At 35.9% G+C, this 19,215-nt stretch carries 21 protein-coding genes; 8 read left to right on the forward strand and 13 right to left on the reverse strand.

The window, feature by feature from the left end; all coding sequences use genetic code 11:
• Positions 1–58 precede the first annotated feature (58 nt).
• From ABES03_RS04605 to ABES03_RS04615, 3 genes are all read left to right on the forward strand, one after another.
• Entirely contained in the window at positions 59–1,039 is a 981-nt protein-coding gene (locus tag ABES03_RS04605; RefSeq protein WP_430115566.1) for a 2-hydroxyacid dehydrogenase, read from the forward strand.
• Between the two features lie 139 nt (positions 1,040–1,178).
• The gene (locus ABES03_RS04610) at positions 1,179–1,682 is read left to right on the forward strand and encodes a DUF2243 domain-containing protein (RefSeq protein ID WP_430115568.1); all 504 of its coding nucleotides are present in this window, start codon (positions 1,179–1,181) and stop codon (positions 1,680–1,682) included.
• Between the two features lie 2 nt (positions 1,683–1,684).
• Entirely contained in the window at positions 1,685–2,491 is an 807-nt protein-coding gene (locus tag ABES03_RS04615; RefSeq protein WP_430115570.1) for a cytochrome c oxidase assembly protein, read from the forward strand.
• 169 nt (positions 2,492–2,660) lie between these two features.
• Here ABES03_RS04615 and ABES03_RS04620 read toward each other — a convergent pair whose 3' ends face one another.
• The 5 genes from ABES03_RS04620 to ABES03_RS04640 form a co-directional block, all read right to left on the reverse strand.
• On the reverse strand, positions 2,661–3,200 hold the full coding sequence (locus ABES03_RS04620) for an NUDIX domain-containing protein (RefSeq protein ID WP_430115572.1): 540 nt from the start codon (positions 3,198–3,200) through the stop codon (positions 2,661–2,663).
• 258 nt (positions 3,201–3,458) lie between these two features.
• Entirely contained in the window at positions 3,459–5,003 is a 1,545-nt protein-coding gene (locus ABES03_RS04625; protein ID WP_430115575.1) for a class I adenylate-forming enzyme family protein, read from the reverse strand.
• A 4-nt stretch (positions 5,004–5,007) separates the two neighbouring features.
• Entirely contained in the window at positions 5,008–5,778 is a 771-nt protein-coding gene (locus ABES03_RS04630; protein ID WP_430115577.1) for an enoyl-CoA hydratase-related protein, read from the reverse strand.
• The gene (locus ABES03_RS04635) at positions 5,771–6,190 is read right to left on the reverse strand and encodes a MerR family transcriptional regulator (RefSeq protein WP_430115579.1); all 420 of its coding nucleotides are present in this window, start codon (positions 6,188–6,190) and stop codon (positions 5,771–5,773) included. The genes ABES03_RS04630 and ABES03_RS04635 overlap by 8 nt, the downstream gene beginning before the upstream one ends.
• 135 nt (positions 6,191–6,325) lie before the next feature.
• Positions 6,326–6,925, reverse strand: coding sequence for a kinase (locus ABES03_RS04640; RefSeq protein ID WP_430115580.1), 600 nt, complete (start codon positions 6,923–6,925; stop codon positions 6,326–6,328).
• Between the two features lie 85 nt (positions 6,926–7,010).
• On the opposite strand from ABES03_RS04640, the gene ABES03_RS04645 reads away from it, so the two are divergent.
• On the forward strand, positions 7,011–7,298 hold the full coding sequence (locus ABES03_RS04645; RefSeq protein WP_430115581.1) for a hypothetical protein: 288 nt from the start codon (positions 7,011–7,013) through the stop codon (positions 7,296–7,298).
• A 66-nt stretch (positions 7,299–7,364) separates the two neighbouring features.
• Here the strand turns inward: ABES03_RS04645 and ABES03_RS04650 are convergent, their stop codons facing one another.
• From ABES03_RS04650 to ABES03_RS04670, 5 genes are all read right to left on the reverse strand, one after another.
• A complete protein-coding gene (locus tag ABES03_RS04650; RefSeq protein ID WP_430115606.1) occupies positions 7,365–8,489 on the reverse strand; it encodes an NAD(P)/FAD-dependent oxidoreductase in 1,125 nt (374 codons plus the stop codon).
• Positions 8,490–8,919: 430 nt separating this feature from the next.
• Positions 8,920–10,110 carry a MalY/PatB family protein gene (locus tag ABES03_RS04655; protein ID WP_430115584.1) on the reverse strand — a complete coding sequence of 397 codons (1,191 nt, stop codon included), beginning with the start codon at positions 10,108–10,110 and terminating at the stop codon, positions 8,920–8,922.
• Between the two features lie 73 nt (positions 10,111–10,183).
• Positions 10,184–11,257, reverse strand: a complete 1,074-nt coding sequence (locus tag ABES03_RS04660) for a Ger(x)C family spore germination protein (protein ID WP_430115585.1) — start codon at positions 11,255–11,257, stop codon at positions 10,184–10,186.
• Positions 11,250–12,344, reverse strand: a complete 1,095-nt coding sequence (locus ABES03_RS04665) for a GerAB/ArcD/ProY family transporter (protein WP_430115586.1) — start codon at positions 12,342–12,344, stop codon at positions 11,250–11,252. Before ABES03_RS04665 ends, ABES03_RS04660 begins: the two co-directional genes overlap by 8 nt.
• 15 nt (positions 12,345–12,359) lie before the next feature.
• Entirely contained in the window at positions 12,360–13,904 is a 1,545-nt protein-coding gene (locus tag ABES03_RS04670) for a spore germination protein (RefSeq protein WP_430115588.1), read from the reverse strand.
• 131 nt (positions 13,905–14,035) lie between these two features.
• On the opposite strand from ABES03_RS04670, the gene ABES03_RS04675 reads away from it, so the two are divergent.
• The 4 genes from ABES03_RS04675 (at position 14,036) to ABES03_RS04690 (ending at position 17,264) form a co-directional block, all read left to right on the forward strand.
• A complete protein-coding gene (locus tag ABES03_RS04675; protein WP_308083890.1) occupies positions 14,036–14,230 on the forward strand; it encodes an alpha/beta-type small acid-soluble spore protein in 195 nt (64 codons plus the stop codon).
• Between the two features lie 127 nt (positions 14,231–14,357).
• Positions 14,358–15,398 (forward strand): DUF3231 family protein, encoded by a 1,041-nt coding sequence (locus tag ABES03_RS04680; protein ID WP_430115591.1) that lies wholly within the window; start codon positions 14,358–14,360, stop codon positions 15,396–15,398.
• Positions 15,399–15,582: 184 nt separating this feature from the next.
• Positions 15,583–16,734, forward strand: coding sequence for an SLC13 family permease (locus tag ABES03_RS04685; protein WP_430115594.1), 1,152 nt, complete (start codon positions 15,583–15,585; stop codon positions 16,732–16,734).
• A 170-nt stretch (positions 16,735–16,904) separates the two neighbouring features.
• A complete protein-coding gene (locus ABES03_RS04690) occupies positions 16,905–17,264 on the forward strand; it encodes an SET domain-containing protein (protein ID WP_430115595.1) in 360 nt (119 codons plus the stop codon).
• Between the two features lie 36 nt (positions 17,265–17,300).
• Here the strand turns inward: ABES03_RS04690 and ABES03_RS04695 are convergent, their stop codons facing one another.
• The 3 genes from ABES03_RS04695 to ABES03_RS04705 form a co-directional block, all read right to left on the reverse strand.
• On the reverse strand, positions 17,301–17,864 hold the full coding sequence (locus ABES03_RS04695; RefSeq protein WP_430115597.1) for a DUF2062 domain-containing protein: 564 nt from the start codon (positions 17,862–17,864) through the stop codon (positions 17,301–17,303).
• Positions 17,865–18,125: 261 nt separating this feature from the next.
• Complete coding sequence (locus tag ABES03_RS04700) at positions 18,126–18,602, reverse strand: aminodeoxychorismate lyase (protein WP_430115599.1); 477 nt, start codon at positions 18,600–18,602, stop codon at positions 18,126–18,128.
• Positions 18,592–18,972: a hypothetical protein gene (locus ABES03_RS04705; RefSeq protein ID WP_430115601.1), complete on the reverse strand. Its 381-nt coding sequence runs from the start codon at positions 18,970–18,972 to the stop codon at positions 18,592–18,594. Before ABES03_RS04705 ends, ABES03_RS04700 begins: the two co-directional genes overlap by 11 nt.
• Positions 18,973–19,215 lie beyond the last annotated feature (243 nt).

Here is a 19,215-nt window from a genome sequence, read left to right on the forward strand (position 1 = left end):
ACTTTCTATGTCAAGTTATAACTATAAAATACAAATAAGAACAGGAGTTCGTTTTCTAATGAAAAGAAAAATAATTGCTTATAACTTTGTATTAACAGAAGCTCTTAAACAACTTGATGATCGTTTCGAAGTGGAAATTTTTGACCGAATTAACCCTAAAACAGACTCTGCTTTTTTACATGCACTTACGCAGGCTGAAGGTATTGTTGGTCTAGCCCTTCCTGTTGACAAGGAATTACTAGAACATGCCCCTCTGTTAAAAATAGTTTCAAATAACTCTACTGGTTTTAATAATCTATCTCTCGATGAGATGACAAAGCGTGGCGTAATGGGAACAAATACTCCTGGGGTATTAGAAGATACAACGGCTGATGCAATCTTCGGGATTCTCCTTACCGCAGCAAGACGGATTTCTGAATTAGACCACTTCGTGAAAAATGGAAAGTGGAAAGGACATTTAACAACCGATCAATATGCCATTGATGTCCACCATAAAACATTGGGAATTATTGGAATGGGAAAAATCGGCTCAACAATAGCTAAACGAGGACATTTTGGATTTGATATGAAAATTTTGTATCATAATCGCAGCCGTAATATTCAAGCCGAGGAAAAATATGATGCTACATACTGTGACCTTGATACACTCTTAAAGGAATCCGATTTTGTTTGTTTGATGACCCCACTTACACCTGAGACAGAGAATTTAATTGGTGAACGTGAATTTAAGTTAATGAAGAATTCTTGTGTTTTTGTCAATGGTTCCCGTGGAAAAACAGTCGATGAATCTGCTCTTATTGAGGCACTGAGAAAAAAAGAGATTTATGGTGCAGCATTGGACGTTTACCAAATAGAACCCATAAACGAAGACCATCCGCTTCTTCAATTCTCTAATGTTGTCACAACTCCGCATATCGGATCATCTACCTTTGAAACCGAGTTAAACATGGCTAATTTAGCTGTAGAAAATTTACTTGCTGGCCTAACAGGAAAACGTCCTAAGAATTTGGTAAATCCTGAAGCGTTTAAAGAGGAATAATAATATCAAAAAGCCATCGTATACTTGGGTTCATTTTTAGTATACGATGGCCTTTTTATGATTGGAATTTTCCCAGTTGCGTTTACTTCATTATATTTAGGAGAAAATAATAGTAATTTAGTAAATAATGGAGGATCTTATGGAGGAAAATGTATATCCAAAACGTCAATCAAACGGAACAACCCGTTCTATATACATAAATCGTAATCTATGGTCCGGCATTCTATTCGGAATTGGATTAGTTGCTTTTATTGACGAAACTGTTTTCCATCAATTGCTGCATTGGCACCATTTTTATGATAAGTCAACAAAAGCGATTGGCCTTGTTTCAGATGGATTTTTCCACGCGTTTAGTTGGTTTGCCACTGTGGGTGGGCTGTTTATGGTTGCGGACTTTCGGCGAAGAAATGCATGGTTACCAATGAGGTGGGTCGGAGGAGTACTGCTCGGTGCTGGAGGGTTTCAATTTTATGATGGTACGATACAGCATAAACTGATGCGACTTCATCAAATCCGTTATAATGTCCAAATCTTGCCCTACGACATGGTTTGGCATATTACTTCTATCATTATGATTATTATAGGAATCGTTCTAGTCATCCGTAGCGCCAAAAAAATCCGACAAATGGGGGCTGCTAGTTAAATATGCATACCAATCATCACAAAGATGAACTTATGGGGGATTTAACTCTCCAATTGTTATTAGCTATGCCTTTTGTTCTATTATTAGTTATCTATCTTGTATTAGTGGTCATAACTATTCATAGACATAAGCCATGGCCATTTTACCGTGTTGTTTTATGGTTTGTCGGGGTTTCCTGCGCAATGGGGGCAGTTGCCGGACCAATAGCTGTTTATGGTCATATAAATTTCAAGGTACACATGATTGGTCATCTCCTCCTTGGGATGCTGGCTCCACTTCTAATGGTACTTGCAGCCCCTTTGACACTTATTTTCCGAATGCTAAATGTAAGAACAGCTCGTACCCTTTCAAGGATCTTAAGAACTAAACCGATTCGATTTATTAATAAACCAATTGTTGCCTCCTTTCTCAATGTGGGAGGACTTTGGGTATTATATACAAGCAGTCTATACAATACCATGCAACAGAGTATTTTCCTCCACATGGTAGTACATTATCATGTATTTCTCGCTGGTTTTGTCTTTACATCAGCATTTATCAATATAGATCCAACACCACACCGGACAAGCTTTGTCTATCGAGCCATGGTACTGGTATTGGCCTTAACCGGTCACAACATCCTTTCCAAGTACATTTATGCTTATCCACCGCAAGGTATTTCCGTGAATCAGGCAGAATCCGGTGCAATACTTATGTATTATGGGGGAGATGCTATTGACCTTATACTTATCATCATACTTTGCTTCCAATGGTACAAAGCCACTCGTCCACAAAGAATGATTAACAACCACTCATTTCAGGTAGAGTAATTTATAAACAATAAGAATCGTTCAATCTAGTTTTATCCTTTTTCAAACCATTTTTTTGCTGTTTCTAAATCTGGCATCATTAAAGGACCGCCTTTTTGGAAGTTCATAATGGTTCTAAGTGCTAGAATGGTAGGTGGCGCCAAGGAAATTTCTCCATATTGATGCGCAATTAATGCCTCCTCTGGAGAAAACCAAAAGGCGTCGTCAACCTCATTTGGTTCAGGCTTGGGAAATTGTCCATTTGGCAATTGAGCGAGAAAAAATCTTGTATCAAATCGAATTGGATTAAATCTGGTGTAATGAGATGCCCAAAGTAGGTTAAATTTTCAAGTTGTAGATGAAATCCTTCCTGTTCCAACATATTTAAGAATGACATTTCTCCATTCAGTAGAAGACGACGGTATTCCTTTAATTTATCTGTTTCAAAATTAAAAGGAGCCCCATCCCCTGAATTTACAAGTAAAATCCCTACTTCTTCAAACAATTCTCTCGCAGCGGCTACATAATAAGCAGGATGAAAGGTCTCATCGTAGTTTCCATACTTTGTATACTTATTATCGATTTCATAGTCAGTCTTATCTACCGCACCACCAGGAAAAACACAATAACCACCAAAAAATTTCATGGTTGTTGGTCTTTTGGTCAAGTAGACCTTAGACAAATCCTTCATTAATACTACAGTTGATGCAGGTCTAGGAATAACAGCCATCAAAGGTCCCTCCACTTTCTTTTTGTGCAATTGTCTTTATAAGTTAAATTTAATTTAAAGATGTTCATTCATTTTATATTCCATTTATTATTGATATTCCCTTTCCTATGATTCTAGGTCACTAAATAAAAATCTAAACTTAAGACGGCAGGATTTTGGTCAACAAATCCTTAATTAATGATGAAGTATAAAAAAGCAATACCCATAACCAATTCAGTCGAATATTGCTTTTTTATACGAATCTAAGGCAAGCTGCATTTACTTCCTCAAATCTTCTTTCCTGAGCATTCTTCTAACTACTTTCCCTACTGCACTTTTAGGCAAACTATCTATAAACTCGATATTTTTAGGTTTTTTATAAGAGGCGAGATGTGCTTTGCAATAATCAATCAGCTCATTTTCTGAAACCTGTTGTCCCTCTTTTAACACAACGAATGCTTTTACACTTTCTACCCATGTTTCATCAGGCACTCCGACAATTGCAGCTTCCATTACTGCTGGGTGTTGATATAAGACTTCCTCCACTTCTCTTGGATAAATGTTAAATCCACCGCTAATAATCATATCAGACTTACGGTCTACTAAATATAAATAGCCTTCTTTGTCTAAATAGCCCATATCACGGGTATAGATCCACTTTCCTTTTATTGTTTCGGCGGTCAATCGATCCTCTTTCCAATAACCAGTCATTGCTTGACTCGAGGATACAATAATCTCACCGATTTCCCCTTCAGCTACTTGTTTCCCATTCTCATCGACAATTTTCACTTCGGTTGTATCTGTCGGTCTTCCACAAGATAATAGCCTGTCGAAATACTTTGGATTTTCAAGTGCTAAAACATGGTCCTCTACCGGTAAAATAGATAGCATGAGAGGCGCTTCCGTTTGACCGAAATATTGAATGAATTTTTGGCCCCATAATTCAAGCCCTCTTTTTAACGCTTCCCTAGGCATTGGGGATGCACCATAAATTAAACTTCGTACAGAATTAAATGTATATTTTTCTACTTCCGGATGTGACAACAGCATAACAATCATGGTTGGAACTAAGTTGAGAGTTGTTGGTTTAATCGATTCAACTGCTTGTAGATATTCTAGGGGGTGAAAAGTTGGAAGAATGGCATTTGCTGCGCCTCGAATCCAATGTGGTAGGACAAGCGTTCCTGACGCATGTGTAAGTGGTGCAGCATGCATCATAATGTCACCTTTTTCAATGGTGAGTGTTGACAGGATATTCGTTGCAATTGCTGCCCAGGATCCCTGTGTATGAATAGCTGCCTTTAGCTTACCGGTAGTACCTGATGTATATTGGAGGGTTGCATAATCTTCTTCTGTTAACGGAACAATTGGATCTTCATCTGTAATCGTTTTCATTACTGAATAAATAGGTATGATCCATTCATACTTTGGGATACCGTCCACTTGGCAAAAAAATGATACATTTGAAAGTTTTTCTCTTAAGCTCCCCACACGGTCGGCAAATTCTTCTGTAAAAAGAATTGCCCTTGAATCAGTTTCCATAATCATATGAAATTGTTCTTCTTCGGAAAGCCTTGTATTAAGTGGAACTCGTACCAAACCAGACTTTAACATGGCAAAATCAATTTCCACACTATGAACAGAATTAGCCAGCAAAAATGAAATACGATTTCCTTTTTCTAAACCTAATTTAAAAAGAGCATTAGCCAAACGGTTTGAATTTTTATGAACCTCATCAAACGTTAGTTTCTGGTCCTTGTATATAACCGCTGTTTCTTTTGCATAGTACTTAGCTCCTCTTTTAATCAACTCAGCAGCAATCATCCCTTTACCCCTTTCGATTGATAAAATTAGTTAATCCTTGCCTCGTTTCCTCACTTCTAGTATGTGGCATTCCTAACTGACATTCTATTCGTAGCGCTTCTTCAAGAGGAAGTCCCCAACCTCTTACAACAGCTTGCTTATCTGACCTTAGTGACCCTTGCGGATATGAGGCCATTTTATGAGCTAGTTCTAAAGCACGATTTAATAGATTAATAGGCTCCACAACCTCTGTCACCAATCCCCAATCCAATGCGGTAACCGCGTCGATTTTTCTTCCTGTTAATATTAAATCCATCCCTCTTCCCCAGCCAACAATCCTTGGGATTCGCTGTGTACCTCCATCTACCAACGGGACATTCCATCGCCTCTCGAGACAACCAAACTCTGCATTCGAAGCTGCAATTCGAATATCACACCAAGCTGCCATTTCCAAACCCCCAGCAAAACAGTAACCATTAACAGCAGCAATCGTTGGTTTAAATAAATCTGTCATTCTTGTAAAACCTAAATACCCTTTCCCACCATAAACAAAATCCGCATCATATTGATTTTGGGGACCTAAGGTATCAATTGCTTTTAAATCAGCACCTGAGCTAAACGATGAACCACTGCCCGTTAAGATAGCCACCTTTGCCTTGTCATCGTCTCGGAAATTTACCCAAGCTTCAAAAAGCAATTGTGCTGTTTCTCCATCAATACAGTTATGTTTTTCTGGTCGATTAACGGTTATTACAGTTACTCCATCATGGTGTTCCACTACAACCTTTTTAGACATCTTTTTCCTCCTTTTGTTTTAAAAATTGATAGATCCCTTCAGCTTCAGCAATGGCATCATATAAATCCTTCTCAAGTAGATCCAACTCTTTCTTTCGTTCCTGAACCTCCTTTAAATGTAGATACGCTAACTTAATCCCTTCGCTATACTGTTTAATTTGAGTAGGGTCTAAGTCATATAAATTAATAAGAGTTGCTGCGTCCTGTAAGGAGAAACCTAAATGCTTTCCCCTCAAAATCATCTTAATACGGGCCCTATCCCTTTTCGTGTAGACGCGATGATTCCCAGCAGTCCTCCTTGGATGAATTAACCCTAATTCTTCATAATATCGGATTGTCCGTTGACTAATGCCAAACTCCTCGACAAGGTCTGATATTAAATATTCTATATTTTCAGACTTTTTAACAGGCATTTTTATTTAATCCCTCCTTTTATTAAAGTTTAATTTATATCTACCACTAACGTCAACTAACTTACATTGATGGTAGATATAAAAAGCCATGAATTTCTCAACCTCCAAACCTCGAATCCATGGAACAATTATCAATTAACCATGTAGAACCATATAAGCTCCATCTAAAGGTCGTTCTGTTTCTAGGTAAAAATTCTCAGCTAACCAGTACCTATTTTCAAACTTTAATAAGTTCTTTTGGGTCTCCTGACTTTCCCTAAGAAATCTCTTATCCCTAGGGCAATCTAGATAGAGAAGAAAATCATAATAATTACGCCATTCTTTCCGCTGTAGAAAAACTCCCTCAATGATGACGACACACGATTGGGGAAGAGTAATCTGTTTCGTCATTTGTGTATCTAATTCATCTTGATAGAACGAGAGATTAAATGATTGAGAACCTTTTATTTTTTCAAAAAGTTGATCCCTTAAGCCCTGAATATCCCATTGTAATTGATAATATTCGAACCACTCTTCATGACCTGTATTGTATCTCCTGTTCCTTTCGACAATGTGATCATCTATATGAAAGACATAATAAGGTAGCTTCTCTTCTGTTAGTAATTGGCTTAGATGTTTTACTAAAGTGGTCTTTCCAGAGCGACTTAGTCCATCTATTCCTATAATAAACCGCTTCCCTTCCTCAAGTTTAGGAATCTTATTCACTATCATTTTGATTTGCTCATTCATGTTCATACATCCTTTTAAAAAAATAAAACCTTTTTATACATTCACCCATATGATATTCCATCAACAAAATTAAAATGAAAAGGTGGTAAATATGAATTCTAATATGAATTTGATTAATGATTATAGACCCGTTCATGGTGGTCATGGCCATGGTGGTTGGGGTCACGGTCATGGACATTATCACGGTCATGGTGGTTGGGGGTATGGACATGGTGGTTGGGGCTATGGTGGCGGTGGATTCTATCCTGGATTTGCAACAGGAGCTCTTACAGGCTTAGCTCTTGGTGCCGCAGCAGGTACACCTGTTGGGTACCCAATACCGGCATATCCAGCGTATCCAGTATATCCTACCTACCCAGCATATCCTTACCCATACTAAATTTCGAAACGTTAAATAGGTCCAATCCTATTGATTAAGCACCCCACTTGGGTGCTTTTATTTTACTTATTCTATAGTGGAGATTGCACCTGATACATCATAGCTACCCAAGTCTATTTCCGTTCTTTTTCCTAAGACAAGCTTAGCCAGTTCTGCCCCGAGATACGGTCCACTTGTTAAACCGGATGCCCCTAAACCATTAGCAAGAAATATTCCATTAAAGTTAGGTAATGCTCCCACTACAGGTAAATAACCAGGGGTGAAAGGTCGGAAACCTACTCTCGTTTCTAGGTAAGTACTCTCAGATAAACCAGGAGCCACTTCTAAAGCCTTACTTAAAATCTCATTTATTCCGCCTGGCGTAATTCGCGTGTCAAATCCAGCTTCATTTTCATGAGTAGAACCTACCACAACACGCCCATCTTCAAAGGTTAATATGTAATGGTTACTTGGGGGAATTACGACGGGCCATTGGCTCGTGTTTGATTTGGGTAATTCAAGATGCACAATTTGTGCTTTTTGTGGAGTAACTAAAAACTGAACTCCTAAAGGGCGTAGCAGCTCATTAGACCAAGCACCTGCAGTGACTATAACGAGGTCTGCCAAAATGGTTTCAGATTCCAAATTGACACCAATGACTCGGGTTTCATCCCTAACAATAGACGCATCGCCTCTTAGAAAAGTTACTCCATGTTTTATTGATGATCGTATTAATGATTCACGCAATGCTCTTCCATTTACACGCGCCCCTCCACTTACATGTACAGACCCAAATCGCTCTGACAAAGGTGGGAAAAGTTGTATTGTTTCTGCTGGCGATAATATTGTAATATCACCAATTTCAGTTGCTTCCTCTCGACGTTTTCGTGCTCGCTCTGCCATTTGTTCGAGCTTATTAATGTCTGTATGAAGACTAATTGCTCCCACACGTTTATATCCTGTCTCTTTTTCCCCGTCTGCCTCAAGCTGAGCAATTAATTCAGGATAATATCGAGCCCCACCTTTTGCCAACTGATACCAAGCTTTGTTTCGACGCTGTGAAAGCCATGGACAAACAATGCCTGCTGCTGCATCCGTTGCTTGACCTACATCCCCGCGATCAACCAGCGTAACATCTGCACCAAGTTTTGTTAAGTGATACGCGGAGGACGTACCGAGAATCCCAGCACCAATCACAATTATTTTCAGAATAAATCACCTTTTTTCAATTTAATTATGACATTATGTAGTATTAATCAAAATTTATACATTTTATTAGTTAAAGGTATGAATAAACATAGAAACACCTGACAGTTAGACTATACTGCCAGGCATTTTTATTAGGAATTACCATCTTTGATGATTATACAGCGACTCACCTTGAATCCTAACTTTAAAAAAATGACTTAATAATATCTTGTTCTTTTTTGCATTCACTACAAATATATTCAATTTCTAGAGCATCTTCCCGTACGATGTGCTCGGTCTCTTTACCACACTGTTCACAATATAGGTTTTTAGGAAATTCTATCATTACCAACACCACGCTTCATTTTGATCAATGTTGCTCGAGCTATCATGAAATACTATTCCCTCGGGATAAAAATACCATACATTTGCTTTAGCCAACAACAGAAGAATCTTACTTTAAATCTTCAAATTCTCGTGCAATCCGTTCAAATGCTTCTTTAATAATCGGTCTAGGTGAAGGGATGCAAATACGTTGGAAATGTAAACCTTCCTCCCCAAACATTTTACCGTCTTCAAGTAAGACATTTGCTTTATTATAGATTCGATCATGAACTTCTTCTGGTGTTAATCCATATCCGCTAAAATCCATCCACATGATATAGGTTCCTTCAGGAATTCTCACTTTTACCTTCGGCATTCTTTCGGCCAAGAAATCCACTACCCACTCCATCGTGCCATCAATATATACCTTCAATTCCTCTAACCATTCTTCCCCCTCATGGTAGACCGCTATTAGTGCGGAAACCGTAAATGGGGAAGGTAAATGCATGCCCATAACGCTACCGAATGTTTTCCTATGTTCTGGATTCGATATGATTACGTTCGTACAATGAAGTCCAGCAACATTAAACGTTTTGTTGATGGCAGTAAAAGTAATAATATGCCCCTGCTGATCAGAAGCTTTTGCAATAGGTATGAATGTTTGATTTCGTCGAGTGAGATCTCCGTGAATTTCATCTGCAATAATTAGCACATTATTTTTTTCACAAATCTCCGATAATCTTCTAAGTTCATCCTTGTTAAAAATTCTTCCTGTAGGATTTTGTGGATTACATAAAATAAACATCTTGGTCTTTTCATCTTTTGCTTTTTCTTCAAAATCTTCAAAATCAATTTGATAATAGCCGTCTTCATTACAAATGAGAGCGTTATTTAAAAGTTCTCTGCCATTTGCTTCAATGGCGGATGTAAATGGAGGGTAAACTGGACGTTGAATAATTATCCCATCTCCTGGCTGGGTAAATGCCCTTACAGCAACAGTAAGTGCATGCACGGTACCAGGGCTAAAGAGGATGTCTTCCTTCTGAATTTCCCAATCATGCCTCTTTTTGAACCAATGTTGAATCGCTTCAAAATACTCATTAGGAAAAATAGAATAACCAAATATCCGATGGTCTACCGTCTTATGTAAAGCATCGATTAATGGTTGTGGTACGGGTAAATCCATGTCAGCTGTAAATAGTGGAATGGTGTTTTCATCATACCTCTCCGTCAGTCCCATCTTTTTAATTAACTCTCCACCATCCCATTTAACAGAATAGGTACCTCTGCGGTTGACGATCTCATCAAAATTATATTTCATGAAAACCCTCCTTTATAAGAGTATTTTAACAAAAAGTGCAAGATTTTACTTTCAAAACAATTACAAATTAAAATCATTGGGTGACTCCATACTCAGTAATATTGACTTTTACCTTTGCTTGGATGCTCATTTCTGGATAGTAATCCTTGTATCTTTTAAAATCAAAGTTTCTTATTCGACTATTTAAGATATCTCCAATTCCAAGGGAATCAACCTTTAATGCTTGAGTCCTTGATATAATGCGTTGATAATCTTTATTTAGCCGCTCCTCAAATTGATTCTCCAATCTTTGTATAACTTTGTGATTCATTTTTGTTCCTTTATATTCCCTAATTACTCCATCTATTTCGATATCAATTTTTACTTTTGGAATCGAACCTGTGTTATCCACCTTGTAATGTCGTTTTGATTTTATATTCTCAAGGTCTGCTGAAGATTTTTGAACATGCAGTGGATATATACCAAATTTATAGTCTTCAACAAGAGTCCTAAATGCAAAAAGTTCTTTAAACGAGATTTTACCAACGTATTTATCTCCCTTAAATAAAGCCATTCCGTTGATCTTAACCTTATCATCAGTTAATCCTAATAAAGGTAGAAACAAATCAGCACCTTTTGAATAATACGTATAGAGCATTTGATGTAAATTTGTCTTTGGAATGGTCCCTCTTTTCATATTTTTTTCTATAATACCGGAAATATAGAAACCTGTATCCTGTGTTTCGTATTTTTTTTTAAGATAATCTTTTGCATTTCCTTCTACCACTGCAAGAAAAACATGTGAACCGACACTAGGGTCTCTATTAAGGTAATCTAGGTAATCATATATTCCATGCTTAGCAAGCTCATCATTATATAAGGCAACCTCTAGTTTTCCACTTAATAGTGGTTTATTTGATTCAGAATCTAGTTTTGCACGATTTTCTCGTAGCAAGGTTGAGATATTAGAAAACGTTCCGCTACTAATAGACTTATCAGGCTTAAAAATAGGGATAGAAACGGTTCCTCTTACGTGATTTTCGTCAATATAGTCATAGCCCACAGCCGTCACTAGATCGATATCATCAATGATATTCTGTTCTGACGAACAACCTGTTATTACCAATAGAATGATTAAGTTAAGTATGAGTAAGTGATTTTTATTCATTTTGTTTTTTTACCTTGCTATAGATAAAGTGACTGATAAAAATGAATGGTATGTATCCTCCCATCATGATATATCCTCCATATGATAGTATCTCGCTCAGTTGTCGTATTTGGTTATACCCTTTTATTAATGGCACAATACTTAATATTACCATTAATGCAATCAGCAAAATGATTCGTTGTTTCATGCCAAAAATCCGTTTCATTCCTCTCATAAAACACCATAAAGCTAAGGTAATGTTAGGGAGTATCACTAAAGCCCATGAACTGATTCCTATATATTCAAAGCGTTCGACGAAAGGCATTTTCATTATTTTCCACAAACCTAACGTTGGCCAAAGATTGGATATTAATTGCTCTTCACTATAAAATACGATGGTTACAAGATAAGTGGATAAATAAAGAAACGTACTAAATGCAATGCCATAATGGGCCCATTTCTGCGATTTTTTTGGTTCTTTAATAAAAGGATAATAAATAAATAGGGTGGAAAATCCTATATAACTAATAACCATCCCTTTCGATGATAATAAGATTTCCTTAATGGAATGGTTCCAAATAGGAAGTAAGTTTTCACCATGCGCGAATTCTAAAGGAAACAATAAAGTCAAGACTAAGTATAGTGGCAATACTACTCCAAAAAAACAAATACCAGTCACAATTCTAAAACCACCTTCTACTATGTAGTAAAGTAGTGGCAGAAAAAACAAGCATAATGAAAATAGACTAATTCTTGGAAACATCCAAACCTGAATCACTTCAAAATAAACTCTGATGACAACAATAGCAATTAAAAGAAAATAAAGCAGTATTGCAATATTCAATAAGTTACCAATCCATTTTCCAAAAATTTTTTGATTAATGGCTAAAACATCCGTACCCTCTTTATTTAATACGTGAAACATCATCCAAATTAAAATGTGTATAAACGTTCCAGTTAATAAAATAGAAATCCAGGCATCATTTCCAGCCCATCTTACAATTTCAGATTGAAAGGTAAGTATCCCCACTCCAATTTGAATAGAATGGACTAAGAAAAAAACTAAATACGGTGATACCTGGAACCTTTCTTCAACAGTTGATTGCATTATTTTTCACACCAATCACTCATCAACATCTTTATTTTCTTTTGCTTTTTTTGGATTAAAACGTAAAGAATTTTCCGTTTGAAGCTTCATAGGTCTCTTAGGAGTTGATGAGAACGGAAACCTAAAGATAGCATCTTTTAAATCTTGTAAACGACTAGGATATAACGGTTCCAAAAAGGGTCTTCCTAATGAAGTTAATCTTAGTAAATGGGTTAACAAGTAACAAAAGCAAATAACCACACCTAACATTCCATAAATATTAGCAAATAATAGAAACGGAAATCTGAGTAACCGAATCGTGTTACCCATTTGATAAACAGGAGTCGTAAACGATGCAAGGGCAGCCAGAGCAACAATAATCAGAAGAACATTACTAGTTAAACCAGCTTCAACTGAAGCGGTCCCAATAACGATCCCTCCAACGATACCAATTGTTTGTCCTACCTTTGTTGGAAGCCTGGCACCTGCTTCTCTTAAAAGTTCAATCGTTAATTCGAGAAAAACAGCTTCTAATATAGGTGGGAGTGGAACTCCCCTTCTTGAAGTAATAAGTGTCCCCATTAAATCCTTCGGTATCAATTCATAATGAAAAGTCAACGCCGCCACATAAATAGGAGTAACTAAGATTGAGAAACTTACGGCAAATAAACGAATGATTCGAAAGGTTGACGCAATTAATGGATTTAAATAATAATCCTCAAAGGCAGAGAAAAATTCCACTAAAGAAGTGGGTCCAATTAAAGCATGAGGTGAACCATTAACAATAATGACTACCTTTCCCTCAGCCAATACGGCAACTACACGATCCGGTCTTTCTGTATCAACTAATTGTGGAAATAATGATTTATGATTATCTGAAATGATCTGAGTAATAAAAGAGCTGTCAATAATTTGGTCAAAATCAATCTCAGAAACCCTTTGAATAACCGTATTAACATTTTCCTCATTAGCAATACCATCAACATACAGAACAGCAATATTGGTTTTTGATAATCTGCCAATTTCAAATTGCTTAACTGTCAATTCCTGAACAGGTAATCTTTTTCTCACTAAATTGATATTAATATTTAAAGACTCTACGAATGCTTCCTTCGGCCCTACAACTGAAAACTCTACTTCTGGCATGGAAATAGAACGAGACTGATGGGATTCTGATTGCACCAACAAACAGGTAGGATCATACTCTTCTAATTGAATAACCACATACCCTGAATGTAGTTTATTTCTAATTGTGTTTACATCACTTGTAATAATGATTTTCTCAATTGGTATGGCCGATTTTACACTTTCTAGAGCGTTTCCGTTTGCTTTTTCTAAATGACACATAATATCTTTATGTAGAACATCTGGATCCACAATAGTTTGATAATAAGAAATCCAGTAATGGTGGTTCATTAATGGGTAACAGTAGTGAACGAAGTCATCTGATTTCATGGATGTTCTAATTAATTCAAAGGCATTTTTCAACTCAGTCTGTTCATTAGATTGATTGGAATCTTTTGTTATTTCCTTTACCTGGGTATCAATTGGTAGTTGGAATTTTGGTTTTCTTTTGAACATGCATTCACATCTTTCTTTCTACCTTTTTCATCTTTAACCATTATTTTCTACCATTATGGTTTTTTTAATCGGTTAAATTAAATACGAGCAATTTTTAATTGCTCAAAAAACTTCGTCGGGAGTGATGTATCATGGCTAGAAACAAACTTTTGGTTCCTGGTGCAGAGAATGTTCTGGATCAAATGAAGGAAGAAATAGCCAGCGAGTTTGGAGTTCAACTTGGTGCTGATACGACCGCACGAGCAAACGGTTCGGTAGGCGGCGAAATGACAAAACGTCTTGTCGCTTACGCTGAACAAACATTAAGAAATCAACAAGGTCAATAACTTGTGATTTCCAAGATAGAGGCTGCCAAAATGGCAGCCTCTTTCCTTAATCTTTTACCTGAGAAAAATTAGCATAACTTTTTATTCTTAGAAAAAACTAATAAAAAAGAGCTAAGGGGACTATTCGATGGAATTGAATCAACCCATTCAACCAATTAACTTACGTCCAATTCAAACACAGACGAGTGCAAAATTAACTGCTCCGGAAATGGCCAAACTTTGGGCAACTTACGTTGGCAACAGTATGTCAAATAAAATATTACAATACTTCCTTCAACACATTGAGGATGATTTAATTAAGACCTTAGTAGAAAATGCTTTGTATTTAACTGAGGATTTTATGCGAAGAATTGAACAAATACTAAATAAAGATAACTTTCCTATTCCAAAAGGTTTTACAAAAGATGATGTTAATTTGAAAGCTCCTCGGCTATTTGAAGAAGAATTTTACGTGCATTATATAAAGTATGCTGCAAAGGCAGGTATGAGTTTATATGGCGTTGCACTTCCAATCGTGTTACGTGAGGATATTAGAGATTTTTTTATATATTGTAATTCTTGTACCATTGCTCTTTTAACACAAATAAATGATATTTTAATGACAAAGGGATTAATTATTAAACCACCTATTCTTCCCATTCCCGATAAAGTGGACTTTGTTAAGGACCAAAGTTTTTTACATGGGTTTATGGGTGAAGTTAGACCTCTACATGCACTAGAAGTCACTCACCTTTACGATAATATTGAAAACAATGTCACAAGTAAAGCATTGATAATGGCATTTAGCCAAGTTGCTAGAAACGAAAAAGTCAAACAGTTGTTTATTCGGGGGACTGAAATGACGGATAAAGCAGTGTCCAATTATAAAGAAAAATTGCATAAAGATAACTTGCCCTCTCCATCATTTTTAGATCATTTGGTAACGGAATCCAAGATTGCTCCTTTTTCAGACAAACTCATGCTCTTTCACAAAGTGGATATGTTTTCAATGAAAATAAGATCATTTGGAAATTCAGTAGCAGTAAATGGTCGGCGAGATATAGGTTTGTTATATGCGCGCTCACTCAAGAACATTGCTTTATTTGTCGATGATGGTGCAAATATCCTGATTGAAAATGGCTGGATGGAACAACCACCAAAAGCCGCTGATAGAGAAGATTTGTTGTAAGCACCCCGTTAAAAGCCGTAATCATAGAAGAAACGGCTTTTTTCTATTCACCTGCTTATTGACAAGGATAGAAATTGAATTTATTGTAGTCTATGGTTTGTTATTAATATTTGATATGGTACATATATTAAATAGTTTACAGGTTTAATATAACAAACCTAGAAATGTAATCGGTGGTGTACGCTTGAAGGAATCTGTCGTCATTCAGCAGAAAAAAAGACCGAATTTGAATTTTAGTCTATTAAAAAAAGACCTGGTTTTTACGATCTCATTTATCTTAGCTGCTATAAGTTGTTTCATTCATATACCCAAAATTGAATATATTAATTTTCATGTTTTGATAAGTTTGTTTAATTTGATGCTTGCTATAAAAGCTTTAGAAGAATTAAAGGTACTAGACAAATTTGCGATATCTATCTTGAATAAAAGTAAAAATAGTAAAAGTGTCTCAGCCATTCTTATTCTATTTTGCTTCTTTAGCTCAATGTTAGTGACAAATGATGTGGCTTTACTTACTTTTGTACCCTTAACCCTATTAATTAGTAAAAAGACCAAAATAAATATGATTGACACTATTATTTTACAAACCATTGCCGCTAATATTGGAAGCAGCTTAACTCCAATGGGGAACCCACAAAATTTGTTTATATATTCTTTTTATGGTTTAAAACCCCTGCAATTCTTTATGTCTGTCTCCTTTATGGCTGTGCTGGGAATAGGAACTCTTTATTTCTTTTTTCAAAGACTTGAGCCAAAAGAAATAGAAGTTGATCTATATCCTGTTACTGTTGGAGATCGAAAAAAGGGAATCGTTTGGGGAATAGTCTTAGTCATCATCATTGCTTCAATATTTGGTGTAATTAGCTACCCAATTGCACTTTTCATCACACTTGGAACAGCGTTTATTGTTAACTCTACTCTTCTAATAAAAATTGATTATCTATTGCTAATTACTTTTGTTTGCTTTTTTATTTTTATCGGTAATATTTCCAGTACAACGGCTGTACAGACCTTTGCAAGTGTCAGTATGAAAGATCCTTCTTCCGTCTACTTTAGTTCAATTGGGTTAAGCCAATTGATTAGTAATGTGCCTGCTTCGATTCTTCTTGCACAATTCTCTACAGACTGGAAACCATTACTCCTTGGTGTTAATGTGGGTGGATTAGGAACGATAATTGCTTCATTAGCAAGTGTTATTTCCTATAAACTGTTTATTCAGGCAAACCCGAATGAAAGTAAAAATTATCTCATTAAATTCAGCATTTATAATTTCGCATTTTTAACATTTTTGGCCATTACTCAATATTTAATTTTTATTATTCTAGATATATTGTAAGAAAGTCGTCTTCTTGAATGAGAATACGGCTTTTTTCTTTTTTACACTTCAAAGAATAAAATTCATTATTGAAAGACCCAAACAAATAAAACTCAGTGAGCATAAATTAGTAGAAAAATCTTACCGTGAATTTGCCTAACAAGAGTTTGAATGATGGTGGTGTATAAAAAGTGTTTGAAGTGAAGAAATGTAAATACGGTAGAGGCCTATTTGCAACCAGGGATATCCTGAAGGGCGAACTTATTCATGTAGCCCCAGTTATCATATCTCCTAAGAATGAGTACAAATATTTAAAAAAGACCATCTTGATGGATTATGTATTTTGGTGGGGAGAAGATTGTGCTTTAGCATTGGGATATGGTTCTTTATTTAACCACTCCTATACACCAAATGCTTTATACAAACTCCGGAAAAAGAAGAAAACAATTGACTTTTTTGCTTACAAAGATATTAAGGCAGGAGAAGAAATTAAAGTTAATTACAATGGAGACCCAGATGATAATACAGAAATTTGGTTTGATGTCCTTTGAAAAATTGATAAAAAACCATCCCCTACAGGATGGTTTTTACTCAAATATATTTTCAAGATTATTTTTTCTAAGCGCTTGTTTATTTAAGATTCTAGTTAGTCGTTTTGTTTTTTCTTTTTCGTAGAAATAATGAACAATAAAGTAAGAAACCACGCCAAGTAAGATCCCAAAAATGGTCATCCCAATTAACACGTGGACTCCTCCATGAAGAAGACTGACTACACCTCGAAAATCACCATGTAATAAACTTTGAAAGGAAAAAGGAGTATTATGTCCTAATTTAACCTTCATTGGAAAGATGATTTTTCCAATTTTTTTTGCAAAAGGTAATAGCAGTACAGGGAGAAAGGTAAGCTTCCCAATCACATTTCCAATAATAGCTGCTGGTAAGGAACCTTTGGCAAGCCGAACAACTGGCAAAAACAAGATATATATAAGTGAAGCAGAGGAAAGAACAACCATTTCCATACCAAAACCAATGGCAAATCCAAGCGAAACCTTTCGAGCCCCACCTGGTGAACGAAGCAGTTTTATGAAATTATACTTGAACGCTCGTCCTAAGCGCTGAATAAAATTATATTTCTTACGTTTATTGGTCATATGCCTACTTCCTCTTTAACAACAGATTTATAAAGAATGAAGATAATTTCAGCTTGGATGGTTATTACTTAAATAATTACCTTGCCATTATCATTACACTATAAATAAATAATAAGTCACATTTTGTGAAATGTAAACGAAATCACACCGATAATGTCATTGTTAAATTTTTTCTATTTTTAAAGCTAGTTAGAAACCGTTATAACTTAAAAAAGCACTAGGTAGATACCTAGTACTTTCAATTTGTATGACTTGATGTTATTACTTAAAAATAGTTGATACTACTTGGTCAAATGGCATTTCACTATCTACTACATATGTCCCAGGACGCAATTTGTTAGATAGTCCTTTTTGCTCTATGATCTGCGAAAATTCGAATGCATTTGAAACGAGTTTAGCTGCAACAAGCATTTTTCCTACATCGATACTTGTCATCCCCTCTGTTACGTTAACCGTTACTACTGTCTTAGTAGGCTTATCGTTTTCTGTTGCTGCCTGCTTTGCTGTCGTTTCCTTTGCTACTTTTTGATTTTTATCAAAATCTGCTTTCTTCTGAACTATGTAGCCTTTAGCTACCAGCTTCTTTTCCATTTCTTTTACAGAGGGTTGCACGTTTATTGTTTTGTCAGTTTCCTTTGTTTTTGTAGATGCATGATCATTCGTAAGGTACACGACACTACAAATACTTGTGGTAAGTAGAATACCTGCTGCAAAGCTGCTTAATAAGTTAATTCTCATTGGCAACTTTTCTCCCTTCATCCTTTAAGTGTTGGTAAGGTATAAGCAGCTGTTCAATTTCACTTTTTGTTACTTGTTTCATTTCAGCAATGCTCTCTACTGAATAATTTCGTTTATATAAATCTAGTACTTCACGTGTGAAGAGTTTTTCATTAGAAGAAAGTTGAACACCTGCTTCATTCATCACCACTTCCATGTCAAGTTCCATATTACGAATCGACTCTTGAATCGTATTGATTTCCTTCATTGTTGAAATATGTGCTAAATCAATTTGTTTATGTTCTACTTTTGCAGCATGGTTCGTTTTAAAAATAGAAAAGATTAGCAGTATTACGGAAACCACAAATAACGAAATTAATGTCCATTCCATTAGAGTAACGCCCTCCTTCTTATAAAGAGAAATTTGCAAGTCCTTATTATACATCGAAACGACAAATTTTTCGATTTAATTCATAAAAACAAGTAGAAAGTCGGAGGGATTTGACAAATTACGGTGAAATAGGAATTCATTTCTCTGGTATAAAAATTGATAAAAAGCCCTCCTGAAATAGATGTAATAAAAAAATAAATCCCCAAACCTTCCAACCGTTTTAGGAAGGTTTGGGGATTTATT

The sequence above is a fragment of the Neobacillus rhizosphaerae genome (assembly GCF_050477885.1).
GTDB classification, from domain to species: Bacteria; Bacillota; Bacilli; order Bacillales; family Cytobacillaceae; genus Neobacillus; species Neobacillus rhizosphaerae_A.